General features: G+C 65.0%; 17 protein-coding genes. 14 read left to right on the top strand and 3 right to left on the bottom strand.

Annotated elements, in window-relative coordinates:
* Window positions 1–47 precede the first annotated feature (47 nt).
* Genes NV382_RS13630 through NV382_RS13620 form a run of 3 tightly spaced genes read left to right on the top strand, consistent with a single transcriptional unit; the run spans window position 48 to window position 3833 of the window.
* Window positions 48–1637 (top strand): lysine--tRNA ligase, encoded by a 1590-nt coding sequence (locus NV382_RS13630; RefSeq protein WP_260597274.1) that lies wholly within the window; start codon window positions 48–50, stop codon window positions 1635–1637.
* On the top strand, window positions 1630–2823 hold the full coding sequence (gene nhaA, locus NV382_RS13625) for a Na+/H+ antiporter NhaA (protein ID WP_260597273.1): 1194 nt from the start codon (window positions 1630–1632) through the stop codon (window positions 2821–2823). Before NV382_RS13630 ends, nhaA begins: the two co-directional genes overlap by 8 nt.
* On the top strand, window positions 2823–3833 hold the full coding sequence (locus tag NV382_RS13620; protein WP_260597272.1) for a histone deacetylase family protein: 1011 nt from the start codon (window positions 2823–2825) through the stop codon (window positions 3831–3833). Before nhaA ends, NV382_RS13620 begins: the two co-directional genes overlap by 1 nt.
* 44 nt (window positions 3834–3877) lie before the next feature.
* On the opposite strand, the gene NV382_RS13615 is transcribed toward NV382_RS13620, so the two are convergent.
* Window positions 3878–4033 carry a hypothetical protein gene (locus NV382_RS13615; RefSeq protein ID WP_260597271.1) on the bottom strand — a complete coding sequence of 52 codons (156 nt, stop codon included), beginning with the start codon at window positions 4031–4033 and terminating at the stop codon, window positions 3878–3880.
* Window positions 4034–4159: 126 nt separating this feature from the next.
* Between NV382_RS13615 and NV382_RS13610 the strand changes: the two genes are divergently transcribed.
* Both NV382_RS13610 and NV382_RS13605 read left to right on the top strand, forming a co-directional pair.
* Complete coding sequence (locus tag NV382_RS13610) at window positions 4160–5095, top strand: ribose-phosphate pyrophosphokinase (protein WP_260597270.1); 936 nt, start codon at window positions 4160–4162, stop codon at window positions 5093–5095.
* Window positions 5095–5613 carry a 2'-5' RNA ligase family protein gene (locus tag NV382_RS13605; RefSeq protein WP_260597269.1) on the top strand — a complete coding sequence of 173 codons (519 nt, stop codon included), beginning with the start codon at window positions 5095–5097 and terminating at the stop codon, window positions 5611–5613. Before NV382_RS13610 ends, NV382_RS13605 begins: the two co-directional genes overlap by 1 nt.
* 219 nt (window positions 5614–5832) lie before the next feature.
* Here NV382_RS13605 and NV382_RS13600 read toward each other — a convergent pair whose 3' ends face one another.
* Window positions 5833–6363: a sterol desaturase family protein gene (locus tag NV382_RS13600; RefSeq protein WP_260597268.1), complete on the bottom strand. Its 531-nt coding sequence runs from the start codon at window positions 6361–6363 to the stop codon at window positions 5833–5835.
* Window positions 6364–6510: 147 nt separating this feature from the next.
* Between NV382_RS13600 and sucC the strand changes: the two genes are divergently transcribed.
* From sucC to NV382_RS13575, 5 genes are all read left to right on the top strand, one after another.
* Entirely contained in the window at window positions 6511–7710 is a 1200-nt protein-coding gene (gene sucC / locus NV382_RS13595) for an ADP-forming succinate--CoA ligase subunit beta (RefSeq protein ID WP_260597267.1), read from the top strand.
* Window positions 7711–7715: 5 nt separating this feature from the next.
* Window positions 7716–8006, top strand: coding sequence for a hypothetical protein (locus tag NV382_RS13590; RefSeq protein ID WP_260597266.1), 291 nt, complete (start codon window positions 7716–7718; stop codon window positions 8004–8006).
* Window positions 8007–8045: 39 nt separating this feature from the next.
* Complete coding sequence (locus NV382_RS13585; protein WP_260597265.1) at window positions 8046–8792, top strand: electron transfer flavoprotein subunit beta/FixA family protein; 747 nt, start codon at window positions 8046–8048, stop codon at window positions 8790–8792.
* Window positions 8789–9718 carry an electron transfer flavoprotein subunit alpha/FixB family protein gene (locus NV382_RS13580; protein WP_260597264.1) on the top strand — a complete coding sequence of 310 codons (930 nt, stop codon included), beginning with the start codon at window positions 8789–8791 and terminating at the stop codon, window positions 9716–9718. Before NV382_RS13585 ends, NV382_RS13580 begins: the two co-directional genes overlap by 4 nt.
* A gap of 403 nt (window positions 9719–10121) precedes the next feature.
* On the top strand, window positions 10122–11447 hold the full coding sequence (locus NV382_RS13575) for a glutamate--tRNA ligase (protein WP_260597263.1): 1326 nt from the start codon (window positions 10122–10124) through the stop codon (window positions 11445–11447).
* Window positions 11448–11469: 22 nt separating this feature from the next.
* On the opposite strand, the gene NV382_RS13570 is transcribed toward NV382_RS13575, so the two are convergent.
* Window positions 11470–12075, bottom strand: coding sequence for a class I SAM-dependent methyltransferase (locus tag NV382_RS13570; protein ID WP_260597262.1), 606 nt, complete (start codon window positions 12073–12075; stop codon window positions 11470–11472).
* 328 nt (window positions 12076–12403) lie between these two features.
* On the opposite strand from NV382_RS13570, the gene NV382_RS13565 reads away from it, so the two are divergent.
* Genes NV382_RS13565 through NV382_RS13550 form a run of 4 tightly spaced genes read left to right on the top strand, consistent with a single transcriptional unit; the run spans window position 12404 to window position 15112 of the window.
* Window positions 12404–13078 carry an energy transducer TonB gene (locus tag NV382_RS13565; protein ID WP_260597261.1) on the top strand — a complete coding sequence of 225 codons (675 nt, stop codon included), beginning with the start codon at window positions 12404–12406 and terminating at the stop codon, window positions 13076–13078.
* A 48-nt stretch (window positions 13079–13126) separates the two neighbouring features.
* Window positions 13127–13483: a hypothetical protein gene (locus NV382_RS13560; RefSeq protein ID WP_260597260.1), complete on the top strand. Its 357-nt coding sequence runs from the start codon at window positions 13127–13129 to the stop codon at window positions 13481–13483.
* Window positions 13484–13506: 23 nt separating this feature from the next.
* Window positions 13507–14490, top strand: a complete 984-nt coding sequence (gene ribD, locus NV382_RS13555) for a bifunctional diaminohydroxyphosphoribosylaminopyrimidine deaminase/5-amino-6-(5-phosphoribosylamino)uracil reductase RibD (RefSeq protein WP_260597259.1) — start codon at window positions 13507–13509, stop codon at window positions 14488–14490.
* 4 nt (window positions 14491–14494) lie between these two features.
* Entirely contained in the window at window positions 14495–15112 is a 618-nt protein-coding gene (locus NV382_RS13550; protein WP_260597258.1) for a riboflavin synthase, read from the top strand.
* Window positions 15113–15129 lie beyond the last annotated feature (17 nt).

Below are 15129 nucleotides of genomic sequence, written 5' to 3'. Positions count from 1 at the left end.
TAGCGAGCCGGGGTGACGAAAAGCGCACGTGTCGTTAGGAACGCGGCATGACGACCGACCTTCGCAGCTTCGCCCTCGAGTCAAAAGCCTGGCCATATGAAGAGGCGCGCAAGCTGCTCAAACGCTATCCGGACGGCAAAGCGGGCGACAAACCCGTGCTGTTCGAAACCGGCTATGGCCCATCGGGCCTGCCGCATATCGGCACGTTCAACGAAGTGCTGCGCACGACGATGGTGCGCAATGCCTTCCACACCCTGTCCGACCAGCCGACGCGCCTGATCGCGTTCAGCGACGACATGGACGGGCTGCGCAAGGTACCGGACAATGTGCCGAACCGCGAGATGCTGGCCGAGCATCTCGGCAAGCCGCTCAGCCGCGTGCCCGATCCGTTCGGCACCCACGAGAGCTTCGCTGCACACAACAATGCGACGTTGCGCGCGTTCCTCGACCAATATGGCTTCGACTACGAATTCGCCTCGTCGACCGATTATTATGCCAGCGGCACGTTCGACGAGAAATTGCGCGAGGTGCTGCGCCGCTATGACGACATCATGGCCGTCATGCTGCCATCGCTGCGCGGCGAGCGGCAGGCGACCTATTCGCCGGTGCTGCCGATCAGCCCGAAATCGGGCATCGTGCTGCAGGTGCCGGTCGAGGTCGTCAATGCCGAGGCGGGACTGATCGCCTTCGTCGACGGGGGAGAGCGGATCGAACAATCGATCCTGGGCGGCTTGGCCAAGCTGCAGTGGAAGCCCGATTGGGGCATGCGCTGGGCGGCGCTGGGCGTCGATTACGAGATGCACGGCAAGGACCTGATCGACTCGGCGCAGCTCGGCGGGCGGATCGCGCAGATCCTGGGCGGCCGCAAACCGGAGGGATTGATCTACGAACTGTTCCTCGACGAGCGCGGCGAGAAGATTTCCAAGTCGAAGGGCAATGGCATCAGCCTGGAGCAATGGCTGACCTATGCGCCCGAGGAATCGGTCGCGTTCTACGCCTACCGCGAGCCGAAAAAGGCCAAGTCGCTGCACATGGGCGTGATCCCGCGCGCGGTGGACGAATATTGGCAATTCCGCGGCAATTATGCAGCGCAGGAACCGAAGGAGCGGCTCGGCAACCCGGTGCATCATATCCATGACGGCAAGCTGCCGGCGGGCGAGATGCCGGTGACGTTCGGGCTGCTGCTCAACCTGGTCAGCGTGATGGGCGATGCCAGCAAGGCGCAGGTATGGGGCTATCTCGGCAATTACGTCGCCGATGCCACGCCGGACAAATATCCCGAGCTCGACCGCTTGATCGACCGCGCGCTGGCTTATGGGCGCGATTTCGTCACGCCGATGCTCAAGCGCCGCGCGCCGGAAGGCGTGGAGGTGGCGGCGCTGGAGCGGCTCGACAGCGAGCTTGCCGCCTTGCCCGCCGGCACGAGCGCAGAGGACATCCAGAACATCGTTTACGAGATCGGCAAGAGCCAGTTCGGCGACGCGGGCGGGTTCGACAATCTCCGCGACTGGTTCAAGGCGCTGTACGAGACGTTGCTGGGCGCCGAGCAGGGACCGCGCATGGGCAGCTTCATCGCGCTGTACGGCATCGACAATAGCCGCAAGTTGATCGCCCAGGCCCTCGCCGCGAGTGGCTGAGCGAAGCCGCACGGCAAGCGCACTGCGCGCGTTCCTGCGCGACGAGGCGGCGGGCGGTATCGTGCTGATCGCCGCCGCTGCCTGCGCGCTGATCGCGGCCAACTCGCCGCTGGCCGACGGGTATATGCACCTGCTGGAGGCGCGGACCGGGCCTGTGCTGGCGCCCGCGATCGGGCCGATGACGGTGCATCTGTGGATCAACGATGCGCTGATGGCGCTGTTCTTCCTGCTCGTCGGGCTCGAGATCAAGCGCGAGCTGGTGCAGGGCGAATTGGCCGATCCCGCTGGACGGCGGCTGCCGGTGATCGCCGCGGCGGCGGGCATGATCGTGCCGGCACTCGTCTATCTTGCCGCGACCGGCGGCGATCCTGCGGCGCTGCGCGGCTGGGCGATCCCGGCGGCGACCGACATCGCCTTTGCCGTCGGCGTGATGGCGCTGCTGCGATCGCGCGTGCCGGCGGCGCTCAAGCTGTTCCTGACAACGGTGGCGATCGTCGACGACATGGGCGCGGTGGCGATCATCGCCGTCGCCTATAGTCACGGGCTCGATATCGGCGCGCTGGCCGCGGCGTCAGGGGTGCTGGCGATCATGGCGGCGATGAACAAGCGGGTGCACAGCCTGGCGCCATATCTGGTCGCGGCTGCCTTGCTGTGGTGGCTGGTGCTGCTGTCGGGCGTACACGCGACCGTTGCCGGCGTGCTGGCCGCCGCGTTCATCCCGATCGGCCGTACTGAGGACTCGCCGCTGCACCGGCTGGAACATGCGCTGAGCCCGTGGGTGGCGTTCGCCATCGTGCCTTTGTTCGGCTTCGCCAATGCCGGCGTGGCGCTGACCGGGGGCGGCCAGGCGGCGGCTGGCTCCGCCACCGACCTGTCGATGCTGGCGATTGCGGTGGCGGCGGGGCTGTTCCTCGGCAAGCAGGCGGGCATCTTCGGCGGCGTTGCGCTTGCCGTGCGGTTGAAGATCGCCCCGAAGCCCGCTGGCGCCAGCTGGTTGCAGATCTACGGCGTCGCATTGCTGGCCGGGATCGGCTTCACGATGAGCCTGTTCATTGGCGGGCTGGCGTTTCCGGGAGATGCGGCGATGCTGGATTCGGTCAAGATCGGCGTGCTCGCGGGCTCGGTGCTGTCCGCGTTCGCCGGGTATCTGGTGCTGCGGTTCGCGCCGCAGCGGAGGAGCAAGTGATGCGGATGTTCTTCGATTCCCGCCAGCTGGCGCATGCGCCGGCCAAGGAGCTGCACAATGGCGCGTTCGTGGATCATGTCGAGACGCCCGCGCGGGTCGCGGCAATCCTCGCCGCGCTGCCGCCCATGGAAGCGCCGCAGGATCATGGCGAGGCGCCGATCCTGGCGGTGCACGATGCCGGCTATATCGACTTCCTCAAGACCGCACCTGCACGCTGGGCGGCCGCAGGGCGATCGGGTGACGTGATGGGCTATGTCTGGCCGATCGTCGGCCGGCGGCCGCTGAACCTCGATCGGATCGACGCGTTGGCCGGGCGCTACAGCCTGGATGCCTCCACGCCAATAACCGCCGAGACGTGGGACACGACCTATTGGAGCGCGCAAAGCGTGCTCTCGGCGCTGGATGCGGTACTGGCCGGCGATCCTGCCGCTTTCGCGCTGTGCCGGCCGCCGGGCCATCACGCGGGTGCCGATTACCTGGGCGGCTATTGCTACCTCAACACCGCGGCGATCGCCGCGCAGGCCGCACGCGACCGGGGCGTGGCCAAGGTCGCGATCCTCGATATCGACTATCATCACGGCAACGGCACGCAGGACATCTTCTGGACCCGCGGCGACGTATTCTACGCCAGCCTGCATGCCGACCCGCGTACCGATTATCCGTTCTACTGGGGCCATGCCGATGAGATGGGCGAGGGCGCAGGGCATGGCACGACGCTGAACCTGCCGCTGGCACAAGGTGCTACGCTCGATGCGTTCCGCCGCGCACAATCGACAGCGCTGGAAGCGATCACTCGCTTCGGTGCCGATCTACTGGTGCTGAGCTTCGGCGCGGACACCTGGGAAGGTGACCCGATCTCGCACCTGAAACTCACCACGGAAGATTATGCGGTGCTGGCGGCCGACATCGCAGCCTGCCGACTGCCTACAGTCGTTGCGATGGAAGGAGGATATGCGGTGGCCGCGCTCGGCGCCAATGTCGCGAGCTTGCTTGGAGGGTTCGCGCGCTAGGTGGGCGTGGCTCTAGCGGCTACGCCCCACCTGAACGCCACGCTTCACTTGTTGGGCGGTGCCAATTCACTGCCGGCGGGTTCGGGATAATCCTCCGGCTTCACCGTAGACTGGTTCTTCACCGCCTGCTGATCCTTCACCGGGCGCGCATCGCCATCGTCTTCGAAAGCACCGGCGGGTTTGTTGGGCTGGTCTGGCATGATCGTCTCCTCGGGCAATTGAACGTCCGGGATAGGCGACAGGTTGCGTGATCCAGATTCCGACCGCCTTGCGGTGAACCCCAAGCGGCGACTAAGGAGCGGGCCACAACGAGGGACGGGTACGCGATGAAACTTCTAACCGGCAATGCGAACCTGCCGCTCGCCAGCGACGTGTCGCGCTATCTCGAGATTCCGCTGACCAAGGCCAGCGTGCGGCGTTTCGCGGACGAAGAAATCTTTGTCGAGATCCAGGAGAATGTCCGCGGCGAGGACGTGTTCGTGCTGCAATCGACCGGCTACCCGGCGAACGACAATCTGATGGAATTGCTCATCATGATCGACGCGCTGCGCCGCGCATCGGCCAAGCGCATCACCGCCGTCATCCCCTATTTCGGCTACGCCCGACAGGATCGGAAGCCCGGCCCGCGCACGCCGATCTCGGCCAAGCTCGTCGCCAACATGATCACCGTCGCCGGCGCCGACCGCGTGCTTTCCGTCGATCTTCACGCCGGCCAGATCCAAGGCTTCTTCGATATCCCGACCGACAACCTCTACGGCGCGCCGGTGATGTCGGCGGACATCCTCACGCGTTTCGGCGACCGCAACCTGATGGTCGTCTCGCCTGACGTCGGTGGCGTGGTGCGCGCGCGCGCGCTGGCCAAACGGCTCAACAACGCGCCGCTGGCGATCGTCGACAAGCGCCGGGAGCGCGCAGGTGAATCCGAGGTGATGAACATCATCGGCGAGGTCGAAGGCCGCTTCTGCATCCTGATCGACGATATCGTCGATTCGGCCGGCACCTTGTGCAATGCCGCCGCGGCACTGAAGGAAGCCGGCGCGGCGGGGGTCGTCGCCTATGTCACGCACGGCGTGCTCTCGGGCGGCGCGGTGGCGCGAGTCGAGGGGTCGGCACTGGAGGAACTGGTGATCACCGACTCGATCGGCAGCCACGAGGTGATCGCGGCCGCCAAGAGCATCCGTCACCTGACGATCGCACCACTGCTGGCAGAGGCGATCCGCCGCATCGCCGACGAAAGCTCGGTGTCCTCGTTGTTCGACTGATGCCGTCGGAGCCGTTCCACCGCCTGTTCTTCGCGGTGCGGCCTTCGGCGGAGGTAGTGCCGCAAATCGCCCGGTTGCGCGATCATTTTGGTCAGGCGCGCAACATCGTCGCCGATGATCGGCTGCACCTGACGACGTGGCTCTTTCCGGACGAACAGGATTTCCCCGCCGACGCCGCGGCGTCGGCGCAAGCGGCGATGCAGGACGTGCCGCTACAGCGGTTCGAGATCGTGCTCGACGAGATGGTCGCCAGCCTGAGCCATGTCGTGTTGGTGCCGCGGCAGATTTCCACGCGCTACGGGCTGTTGCAGGCGCAACTCGACAAGTCGCTTCGCCGCCGCGGGTTGTTGCCGCGCCTCGGCTGGCGCTTCAATCCGCATCTCACCTTGGTCTATGGCGAGCATGAGGCGATATCATCATTTGCGCCTATCGCATGGACGGCGGAAGAAATCGTGTTGATCAACAGCGTCGTCGGCGAACGCCGCCACGATGTGATCGCGCGCTGGTCGCTTAACTAAGCCAGCCCATTGCTCGGAAGGCGGCGGCGCGGTTCCAGCTCCCAGCCGTCGCCGCGGACTTGTTCCGGGTCACCGTGCCGCACGCTCTGCTTTGGAAGAACGATCCTCATCGAAAGACGCCTGGTGGACCCCGGAACAGGTCCGGGGTGACGGATGGGGGTGATTGGCCGAGATCGTCATGTCTTTTCCACTAGCGAAGATCGGCATCGCCAGCGACGGTTACTCTACGCGAGCCGACTCGGTCCTGTCCTCGGCTCGCACCGGTGCACGCATCCCGGCGCGGTCGCGGCGCTTCAGCTCTGCCTTTAGGTCCTCGGGACGCGGCGCCCACAGGAAGCCGAAGCTGACCGTGCCGCGTTTGCTCTCCACCACATGGTGGAGCCGATGCGCCTGCATGATGCGCTTCATGTATGCCGATTTCGGCAGATAACGGTGGCTGACGCGGCGATGCACGATGATGTCGTGGAACCCGAAATAGATCGTACCGTACGCTGCGATCCCGCCACCGATCCAGGCGAAGCCGGGCCACCAGCCGAAATGCAGTCCCCCCAGCATCAGCACCACCGACGGCACGGCGAAGATCGCCGCATACAGATCGTTCAATTCCCAGATGCCATGCCGGGCGCGGTGATGGCTTTCGTGCAGGAACCAGCCGGGGCCATGCATCACGAACCGGTGCGCCACATAGGCGAACCCTTCCATGAAGATGACCGTCGCCAGGAACAGCGGGATGCCGATTGTCCAGTTCATATCCGTAATATAGCGGCGACGTCGCCCAGTTGCGAGCCGAAGCTGTCGCACATGGCCCCGGCTGGCGCCCCGGGGGTGGATTCCACGGGGCCATTGTGCTTAAGGCGGCTGCAATCCCCGATTTTCCTGAAAGGTGCGCGTTCACCCATGAACATCCATGAATATCAGGCCAAGGAGCTGCTGGCCAAGTTCGGCGTCCCCGTTCCCGCAGGCTTCGCGGCGCTGACCGTCGAAGAAGCCGTCGAGGCTTCGAAGAAGCTGCCCGGGCCGCTTTATGTCGTCAAATCGCAGATCCATGCCGGCGGCCGCGGCAAGGGCAAGTTCGTTGAACTCGGCCCTGACGCCAAGGGCGGCGTGCGCCTCGCCTGGAGCGAGGACGAAGTCCGCGCGGCGGCGACCGACATGCTCGGCAACACGCTGGTGACGATCCAGACCGGCGATGCCGGCAAGCAGGTCAATCGCCTGTACGTCACCGACGGCGCCGACATCGATAAGGAATTCTACCTCGCGCTGCTCGTCAACCGCGCCTCGGGCCGTGTCTCGATGGTCGTCTCGACCGAAGGCGGCATGGACATCGAAACCGTCGCGCACGACACGCCGGAAAAGATCCAGACGTTCGACATCGACCCCGCGACCGGCTTCATGCCGCATCACGGCCGTGCCGTCGCCAATGCATTGGGCCTTGAGGGCGATCTCGCCAAGCAGGCATCGAGCACTGCCTTCAAGCTGTATGACGCGTTCATCGGCACCGATGCCGAGCAGATCGAGATCAACCCGCTCGCTGTGACCAAGCAGGGCCAGCTGCTGGTGCTCGACGCCAAGGTCGCGTTCGACGGCAATGCCATGTTCCGCCACAAGGACCTGATGGAACTGCGCGACGAGACCGAGGAGGATCCCGCCGAGCTGGAAGCCTCCAAGTACGACCTCGCCTATATCAAGCTCGACGGCGACATCGGCTGCATGGTCAACGGCGCGGGCCTTGCCATGGCGACGATGGACATCATCAAGCTCAACGGCATGTTCCCGGCCAACTTCCTCGACGTCGGCGGCGGCGCCACGACCGAAAAGGTGACGGCGGCGTTCAAGATCATCCTCAGCGATCCCGCAGTGAAGGGCATCCTGGTCAACATCTTTGGCGGCATCATGAAGTGCGACATCATCGCCGACGGCATCGTCGCGGCGGCCAAGGAAGTGAACCTTTCGGTGCCGCTGGTGGTTCGCCTGGAAGGCACGAACGTCGAAGAGGGCAAGCGCATCCTGTCGACCTCGGGCTTGGCGATCGTGCCTGCAAACGACCTGGGCGATGCGGCACGCAAGATCGTGGCAGAGGTACAGAAGGCGGCCTGATGGCCATGAGCGATCTGATCCCGGTGATGATGCTGGTGGTGCTTGCCGCCAGCCTCATCCTGGGGCTGATCGGTCGCCATATCGGCTGGGCCCTACTCGCGTCGGCGGCCTTGTTCGTCACAAGTTTGTGGTTTCCGCAACCGGTCGCGGAAGAGCATATGCGGCTGCATTGGTTTCCCGTCTCGCTGCTGATCCTGATCCTGACGGTGATGGGCACGGCGGGAACATGGCTGATCGGGGTGGTGGCGCGGTTCGTTTATCGATCGATGCGGAACCGCCAGGCCGGAACTGCCTGACCGCGCGGCGGTTGTGAGAAGAACCTTGGAAGGATTGCGATGAAGGTGGTTGTTCCCGTCAAGCGCGTGCTTGACTATAATGTGAAGCCCCGCGTGAAGGCGGACGGCACGGGCGTCGATCTGGCGAACGTCAAGATGAGCATGAACCCGTTCGACGAGATCGCGGTCGAAGAGGCGATCCGCCTGAAGGACAAGGGTGTCACCGAAATCGTCGTCGTCTCGATCGGCGAGCAGAAGTCGCAGGAAACGCTGCGCACGGCGCTTGCCATGGGCGCGGACCGCGCGATCCTGATCGTGACCGAAGAGCGCATCGAGCCGCTGGGCGTCGCCAAGCTGCTGAAGGCGATCGTCGATGAGGAAAAGCCCGATCTGGTAATCCTCGGCAAGCAGGCGATCGACGACGACAACAACCAGACTGGCCAGATGCTGGCGGGGCTGCTTGGCGTGGGACAGGCGACCTTCGCCTCCAAGGTCGAGCTCGCCGCCGACAGCGTCACCGTGACGCGCGAAGTGGATGGCGGCTCGGAGACGGAAACGCTCAAGCTGCCGGCGATCATCACCACCGATCTGCGGCTCAACGAACCGCGCTACGCTTCGCTGCCCAACATCATGAAGGCGAAGTCAAAGCCGATGGCGCAGAAGACGGCCGCCGATTACGGCGTCGACGTGGCGCCGCGCCTCACCACGCTGAAGGTGGTCGAGCCGGGCAAGCGCACGGCCGGCATCAAGGTCGCCGATGTCGACGAACTGGTGATGAAGCTCCACGCGATGGGGATTGCGAAATGAAGACGCTCGTCTGGGTCGAACACGACAATGCTGCGGTCAAGGACGCGACGCTCGCTGCCGTAACGGCAGCATCGAAGCTCGGTGAGGTTCATCTGCTCGTCATCGGGCAAGGCGTGGGTGCCGTGGCCGAGGCCGCGACGAAGATCGCCGGCGTGGGCAAGGTCCATGTCGCCGACGATGCCGCTTATGCGCATGCGCTGGCCGAGAACGTCGCACCGCTCATCGTGCAGCTGATGGCGACGCACGATGCCGTGCTGTTTCCCTCCACCACCAACGGCAAGAACATCGCGCCGCGAGTCGCCGCCTTGCTCGACGTGATGCAGATCAGCGACATCCTGTCGGTCGAGTCGGAGGATACGTTCACCCGTCCGATCTATGCCGGCAATGCGATCGCCACCGTGCAAACCAAGGACGCCAAGAAGGTCATCACCGTGCGTGGTACCGCCTTTGACAAGGCCGAAGCAACAGGTGGTTCGGGCACGATCGAGCAGGTCGCCACCACCGGCGACACTGGCCTGTCGAGCTATGTCGGCAGCGAGATCGCCGCCAACGAGCGGCCGGAACTGACCAGCGCGACGATCATCGTTTCGGGTGGCCGTGCACTGGGTTCGGGCGAGCAGTTCCATGCGCTGATCGATCCGCTTGCCGACAAGCTGGGTGCTGGCGTCGGCGCGAGCCGTGCGGCGGTGGATGCGGGCTATGCCCCGAACGACTATCAGGTCGGGCAGACCGGCAAGATCGTCGCGCCGCAAGTCTATGTCGCGGTGGGCATTTCGGGCGCGATCCAACACCTTGCGGGGATGAAGGATTCCAAGGTGATCATCGCGATCAACAAGGACGAAGATGCGCCGATCTTCCAGGTCGCGGACATCGGCTTGGTCGGGGATCTCTTCAAGATCGTGCCTGAGCTGACCGAGAAGCTCTGACGCTCGCAAAGGGCTGGTGGTGCGGTGTGATCCCGCGGCGGCACTGACGGGCGACCATCATGGGGCGGTGCGGCTAGGTCGCGCCGCCCCGTCGTGTCTTTAAGACCTGCGCGAGTTACCCTGCTCAATGTTCGATGTGGGCGGGTCGTCATCGAGATCGGTGGTCGGAAGCTATCCCTCGCCGCGCGGTGGCAACGCGAGGTGCGAACAGAGGATGATTGGCGCGTGATCATGCGCTATCGTCACCGCGACTTGAATGTTCGCTGGGCGCCCAGTTCATAGGAACACCGAACGAGCGTTGGGCGCATTGCGTCTATACCGAAGAGGTTGGCCAACGGCTGAGGTGTTGCATCGAACGGTGCGAAGTGACGGCTGCGGTACGACTATAAGAGATTGATTTCGCATGACCATCATCACCCGCTTCGCTCCCTCGCCTACCGGGCGCCTGCATGTCGGCAATATCCGCACGGCGCTGCACAACTGGATGTGGGCGCACAAGAATGGCGGGCAGTTCTGGCTACGGATCGACGATACCGACGCCGAGCGTAGCGAAGAACGGTATGTCGATGCTATTCGCGCCGATCTTGCCTGGCTCGGCCTCGTTCCCGACGGCGAGGAACGCCAGTCCGCACGGTTCCATCGCTACGAAGCGCGTCTTGCTGCGTTGCATGCCGCGGGCCGGGCCTATCCGGCGTACGAGACGGCGCAGGAGCTGGACCTGAAGCGCAAGATCGCCGCCGGACGCGGCCTGCCCCCGGTCTATGACCGCGCCGCATTGGCGCTGAGCGACGACGATCGCGCCCGTCTGGAGTCAGAAGGCGTACGGCCGCATTGGCGCTTCCAGCTGGATCACGACACGCCGATCGAATGGGACGATCTGATCCGCGGCCATCAGAAGTTCGATGCCGCGACGATGAGCGATCCGGTGATCCGCCGCGCCGACGGCTCGTGGCTGTACATGCTCCCCTCGGCGATCGACGATGCCGAGATGGGCGTCAGCCATGTCGTGCGTGGCGAGGACCATGTGTCCAACACTGCGCTGCAATTGCAGATGTTCGATGCGATGGGAGCCGCCCCGCCCGCATTCGCGCACGAGGCGCTGTTGGTGGGAAGCGAGGGCAAGCTCTCCAAGCGGCTGGGGTCACTGGGTGTCGATGCGTTTCGCGAGATCGGGATCGAGCCCGAGGCGGTGCGCGCATTGCTGGCGCGGATCGGCACCAGCGATCCGGTCGAGCCGATCGCCGACCCCGAGCGCCTGATCGAGACGTTCGACTTTGCGCGATTCGGCCGGGCGCCGGCGCGATTCGATGATGCGGAACTGGCGGGGCTCAACGCCAAGATCGTCCATGCGATGAACTATGATATTGTGGCGCCGCGCCTGCCCGCCGGCATGGGCGAGACGGAATGGCTGGCGGTCCGTCCCAATCTGAAGACGGTCGCCGAGGCGGCCGATTGGTGGGCGGTGATCGACGGTGAGGTGCCGGGCGACATCGACGACGCCGATCGCGACTTCCTGGCCGAAGCGGTGCGAGTCGCGGGCACGATCGATTGGTCGGCCGATCCCTGGCACGCGCTGACCGGCACGTTGAAGGCCTCCACCGGCCGGAGCGGCAAGGCACTGTTCCTCCCGCTGCGTCGCGCCTTGACCGGGCGCGATCACGGGCCGGACATGGCAGCGTTGCTGCCGCTTATCGGCCAAGACCGCGCAGTGGCACGGCTGGGGAGCTAAACCCACCGAGCTGCCGCGTCGCTCAACCGCGTTGTCGGGCCAGCCAGATCGTACGGAAACCGCAGGTCGGATCCTTCTCGGCATGCGCAATGACGGCAAAGCCCGCCTCGTCGAGCAAGCTGCGATACTCCTCGGCATCCAGGCTACCATGATAGAGAGGATCGCCCTCCAACTCACCCATAGCGACGCCCTCGACGTCTCCACTGGTGAACATCAATGCCGTCCCAGCGGCGGCATGTGCCTGGAAGCGCGGGAACATGCCCCGTTGATCGCTGGGGGAGAGATGAAAGAAGCTGTCCCAGGCGAGCAGCCCCGCAAACCGTCGGCCGAGGGCGAGTTCCCGCATGTCGCCAAGATGGGCTGCGATGTTGGGCAAGTTGGCCTGGAACTGCGCCAGCATCGTCGGGGTCGCGTCCAACCCGGTGACATCATAGCCGCGCAGGATCAGCTCGCGTGCGATCGGCAGGCCGGAGCCGCATCCTATATCGAGCACCGCCGCGCCCGTCGGCACCAGCGCGCAGAAGCGGTCGAGCCACTTTTTTTCGACCAGTCCATCGCCGCGCAGCCTCGCCCAGGCCGCGCCGTGACGCTGATAGACATCGATCACGGAGTCGGTGCTGCTCGCCATTCTTCCCTCGCTCCGATGCTAGGCCCACGTGATAACAGAAGGTGTCCGATCGTTCCTAAGCCATGGCTGTTCGTTATCGCAATTCGCCTATCCGGGGTGGGCACCGGCGTTGGCGTGCCAGACGCGACCCGTTCTATAAGGCGTGCAATCGTGTGCCGCATACCAATCGCAAGCGTGCGATTACCCATAAGGTAGCATGAATGGCGCTAATTTGCCCGAATGTAACAAAGTATCCCTTGCCCCGGGATAGTGATGATGTATCATCGCGGCGTCGAGTCCGACATGAGACCGGGCCGGCACACCCGCGAGGAGATAGAGGAGACGGCCAATGTATGCGGATCGTTACGGGAAGCCGGGGATCAAGCCCGGCGCGCTGGGTGTCGCGGTTGGGTTGAACGGGGCGATCATTGCCGCGTTGATCTTTTCATCGCCGGAAATCCTGACGCATATCGACTCCAAGTTCGAAGCTATCAACATTCCACTGCCGCCCAAGCCGCAGCCGATTTCGGACAAGAAGCCAGAGCTCAAACCGCGGCTCAAGACCGAGCAACGCACCGTGACACCGCCGCCGCCGGAGCGACCAACCACGACCGACAGCCCGAGGCCCGATACGAGCGGCTTCACCATTGATCCAGGCCCTCCCGGGCTCGATGGCGGGGTGATCGGCGGTACCGGTACCGTGCTGCCGCCCTATGTGCCGCCGCATGTGCCGGTTCTGGTCGGTGCCCGGCCCGATCCGCGCTTCGCCCGTGCGCTGCAGCCGGATTACCCGCCGGGAGAGCGTCGTGCCGAGCGCGAGGGGCGGGTCACCGTGCGCGTGCTGGTCGGCATCGATGGCCGGGTGAAGCAGGTCGAGCTGGTCAGCGCAGCGAGCGATCAATTCTACGAAGCGACGCGCCGGCAGGCGCTGGAGAAATGGCGGTTCACGCCGGCAACACGCGACGGCATACCCGAAGAAGCATGGCGCACGATGAGCGTCACGTTCGTACTCGCCAACAGCTGACCGGGTATACACGCGCAGGGCTGGCGTACGCCACCCTGCGCGCTTATCTTGGGTGCCATGCAGTTCTTCCGGCACTTCAACATCCTGCGCGCGATCAACGATCTGCGCGTGTATCTCTCGCAGGAATCGCCGCACAAGCTGGTCTTCCTGGTGCTGTCCGTGGTCGTGTTCGGCGCGATGCTGGTCGGCTTCACGCTCGATAGCCGGCAGGCGCCGGTCTATCACCGCGAGATCACCTATGTCGAACAGTGGCCGGCGGACCGCACCGATGCGCAGATCATCGCGCAGCAGAAGATCGACGGGCCGATCGAGGCCAAGCGTAAGGCGGAGGCCGATGCGGCGCGGCGCAAGCTGCAGCAGGATTTCAAACGGCTGAACGACAAGCTCGAGAAAGTCGGCATCTGAACGCCGCTCGCGATGCGCGGATGATGGCGGCGGCGCTGGCACTCGGCGTGCGCGGCCGCGGTCGCACCGCGCCGAACCCCGCGGTCGGCTGCATCATCGCGCAGGGCGAGCGGATCGTCGGCCGCGGCTGGACGCAGCCCGGCGGCCGGCCGCATGCCGAGGCAATGGCGTTGGAGCAAGCCGGCGCCGAGTCGCGCGGCGCGACTGTCTATACGACGCTGGAACCGTGCGCGCATGTGTCGCCGCGCGGACCGGCCTGTGCCGATCTGCTCGTGGCCGCCGGCGTCGCGTGTGTCGTCGTGGCGCTAAGAGATCCCGACGTGAGGACGAACGGCCTCGGCCTGGACAAGGTGCGCGCCGCGGGGATCGTGGTCACCAGCGGCGTGCTGGCGGACGAGGCGCGTCGCGCGATGGCGGGGTTCCTGACGCGCCAGGCGCGGGGTCGGCCGTTCGTCACGCTGAAGCTTGCGCTCTCGCTCGACGGCGCGGTTGCCATGGCTGATGGCACCAGCAAGTGGATCACCGAGCCCGAGGCGCGGGCGCATGCGCATCTCGAGCGCAGCCGGCACGAGGCCATCCTGGTTGGACGCGGCACGGTCGATGCCGATGCGCCGACGCTTGATGTGCGGCTGCCCGGGCTGGAGGATCGATCGCCGCGACGGGTAATGCTGTCGAGCACGCTTCCTCGCTCCTGTGGAGGTGACGACGCGCGTTCCGCGTGGACGGTCATCGACGCGCCAGCCGACATCGCGACGTTGAAGGGTGTCGACCACCTCATGGTCGAAGGCGGTATCCAGACCACGGCCGCGTTCCTCCGCGCCGATCTGGTCGACCGGTTGCTGCTGTATCGCGCGCCGATCCTGATCGGTGGCGGGCGCACGCTGCCGGATATCGGCCTTGCCGACCTGCCCGAGGCGCACGCCCGTTGGACGCGGACCGACACTCGCCGACTTGGCACCGACTTGCTCGACGTCTACGAGCGCGCCCATAGTCTCTCCGGGAGTTAGCGCCATGTTCACCGGCATCGTCAGCGACATCGGCACGATCTCCGCCGTGGAAACGGTGGAGGATACGCGCGTCACGATCCACACCGTCTACGATCCCGCCACGATCGATCTGGGCGCGTCGATCGCCTGTTCGGGCGTGTGCCTGACGGTGATTGACAAAGGCACCGACGAGGATGGCAATTGGTTCGCCGTGGACGTGTCGGGCGAGACGATCCGCCGCACCGCCGAAGGTCAATGGACGGCCGGGCGGCGCCTCAACCTGGAACGCGCGCTGAAGCTCGGCGAGGAATTGGGCGGGCATATCGTCACCGGGCATGTCGACGGTATCGGCCGGATCGCGGACATCACCGATGAGGGCGGATCGAAGCGTATCCGCATCGTTGCCGGCCCCGACATCGCACCGTTCGTTGCCGAAAAGGGTTCGATCACGCTCGATGGGGTGTCGCTGACCGTCAACGATGTCGAGGATGCGGGCGGGCTGTTGACGATCGGCGTCAACATCATCCCCCACACGGCAGCCGTGACGACGTTCGATGGCTTGGCTGCCGGTGATGCCATCAATATCGAGATCGACGTGCTGGCCCGCTATCTCGGTCGCATGAAGTCCCTCCTTCCAAGCTGATGTGAATTCTATCGTTG

This window comes from Sphingomonas endolithica (assembly GCF_025231525.1).
In the GTDB taxonomy this organism is placed as follows: domain Bacteria; phylum Pseudomonadota; class Alphaproteobacteria; order Sphingomonadales; family Sphingomonadaceae; genus Sphingomonas; species Sphingomonas endolithica.
Note: the sequence above shows the minus strand (reverse complement) of the source record. Positions and strands in the feature narration are given on the sequence as shown.

Bases quoted from the DNA above. Each gene is read 5' to 3' on its own strand.
- NV382_RS13570 (WP_260597262.1), bottom strand. From the start codon at position 12,075: ATGGCGAGCAGCACCGACTCCGTGATCGATGTCTATCAGCGTCACGGC.
- ribD (WP_260597259.1), top strand. From the start codon at position 13,507: ATGGCGGCGGCGCTGGCACTCGGCGTGCGCGGCCGCGGTCGCACCGCG.
- NV382_RS13600 (WP_260597268.1), bottom strand. From the start codon at position 6,363: ATGAACTGGACAATCGGCATCCCGCTGTTCCTGGCGACGGTCATCTTC.
- NV382_RS13550 (WP_260597258.1), top strand. From the start codon at position 14,495: ATGTTCACCGGCATCGTCAGCGACATCGGCACGATCTCCGCCGTGGAA.
- sucC (WP_260597267.1), top strand. From the start codon at position 6,511: ATGAACATCCATGAATATCAGGCCAAGGAGCTGCTGGCCAAGTTCGGC.
- NV382_RS13590 (WP_260597266.1), top strand. From the start codon at position 7,716: ATGAGCGATCTGATCCCGGTGATGATGCTGGTGGTGCTTGCCGCCAGC.
- NV382_RS13620 (WP_260597272.1), top strand. From the start codon at position 2,823: ATGCGGATGTTCTTCGATTCCCGCCAGCTGGCGCATGCGCCGGCCAAG.
- NV382_RS13575 (WP_260597263.1), top strand. From the start codon at position 10,122: ATGACCATCATCACCCGCTTCGCTCCCTCGCCTACCGGGCGCCTGCAT.
- NV382_RS13585 (WP_260597265.1), top strand. From the start codon at position 8,046: ATGAAGGTGGTTGTTCCCGTCAAGCGCGTGCTTGACTATAATGTGAAG.
- NV382_RS13565 (WP_260597261.1), top strand. From the start codon at position 12,404: ATGTATGCGGATCGTTACGGGAAGCCGGGGATCAAGCCCGGCGCGCTG.
- NV382_RS13580 (WP_260597264.1), top strand. From the start codon at position 8,789: ATGAAGACGCTCGTCTGGGTCGAACACGACAATGCTGCGGTCAAGGAC.
- NV382_RS13630 (WP_260597274.1), top strand. From the start codon at position 48: ATGACGACCGACCTTCGCAGCTTCGCCCTCGAGTCAAAAGCCTGGCCA.
- NV382_RS13610 (WP_260597270.1), top strand. From the start codon at position 4,160: ATGAAACTTCTAACCGGCAATGCGAACCTGCCGCTCGCCAGCGACGTG.
- NV382_RS13605 (WP_260597269.1), top strand. From the start codon at position 5,095: ATGCCGTCGGAGCCGTTCCACCGCCTGTTCTTCGCGGTGCGGCCTTCG.
- NV382_RS13615 (WP_260597271.1), bottom strand. From the start codon at position 4,033: ATGCCAGACCAGCCCAACAAACCCGCCGGTGCTTTCGAAGACGATGGC.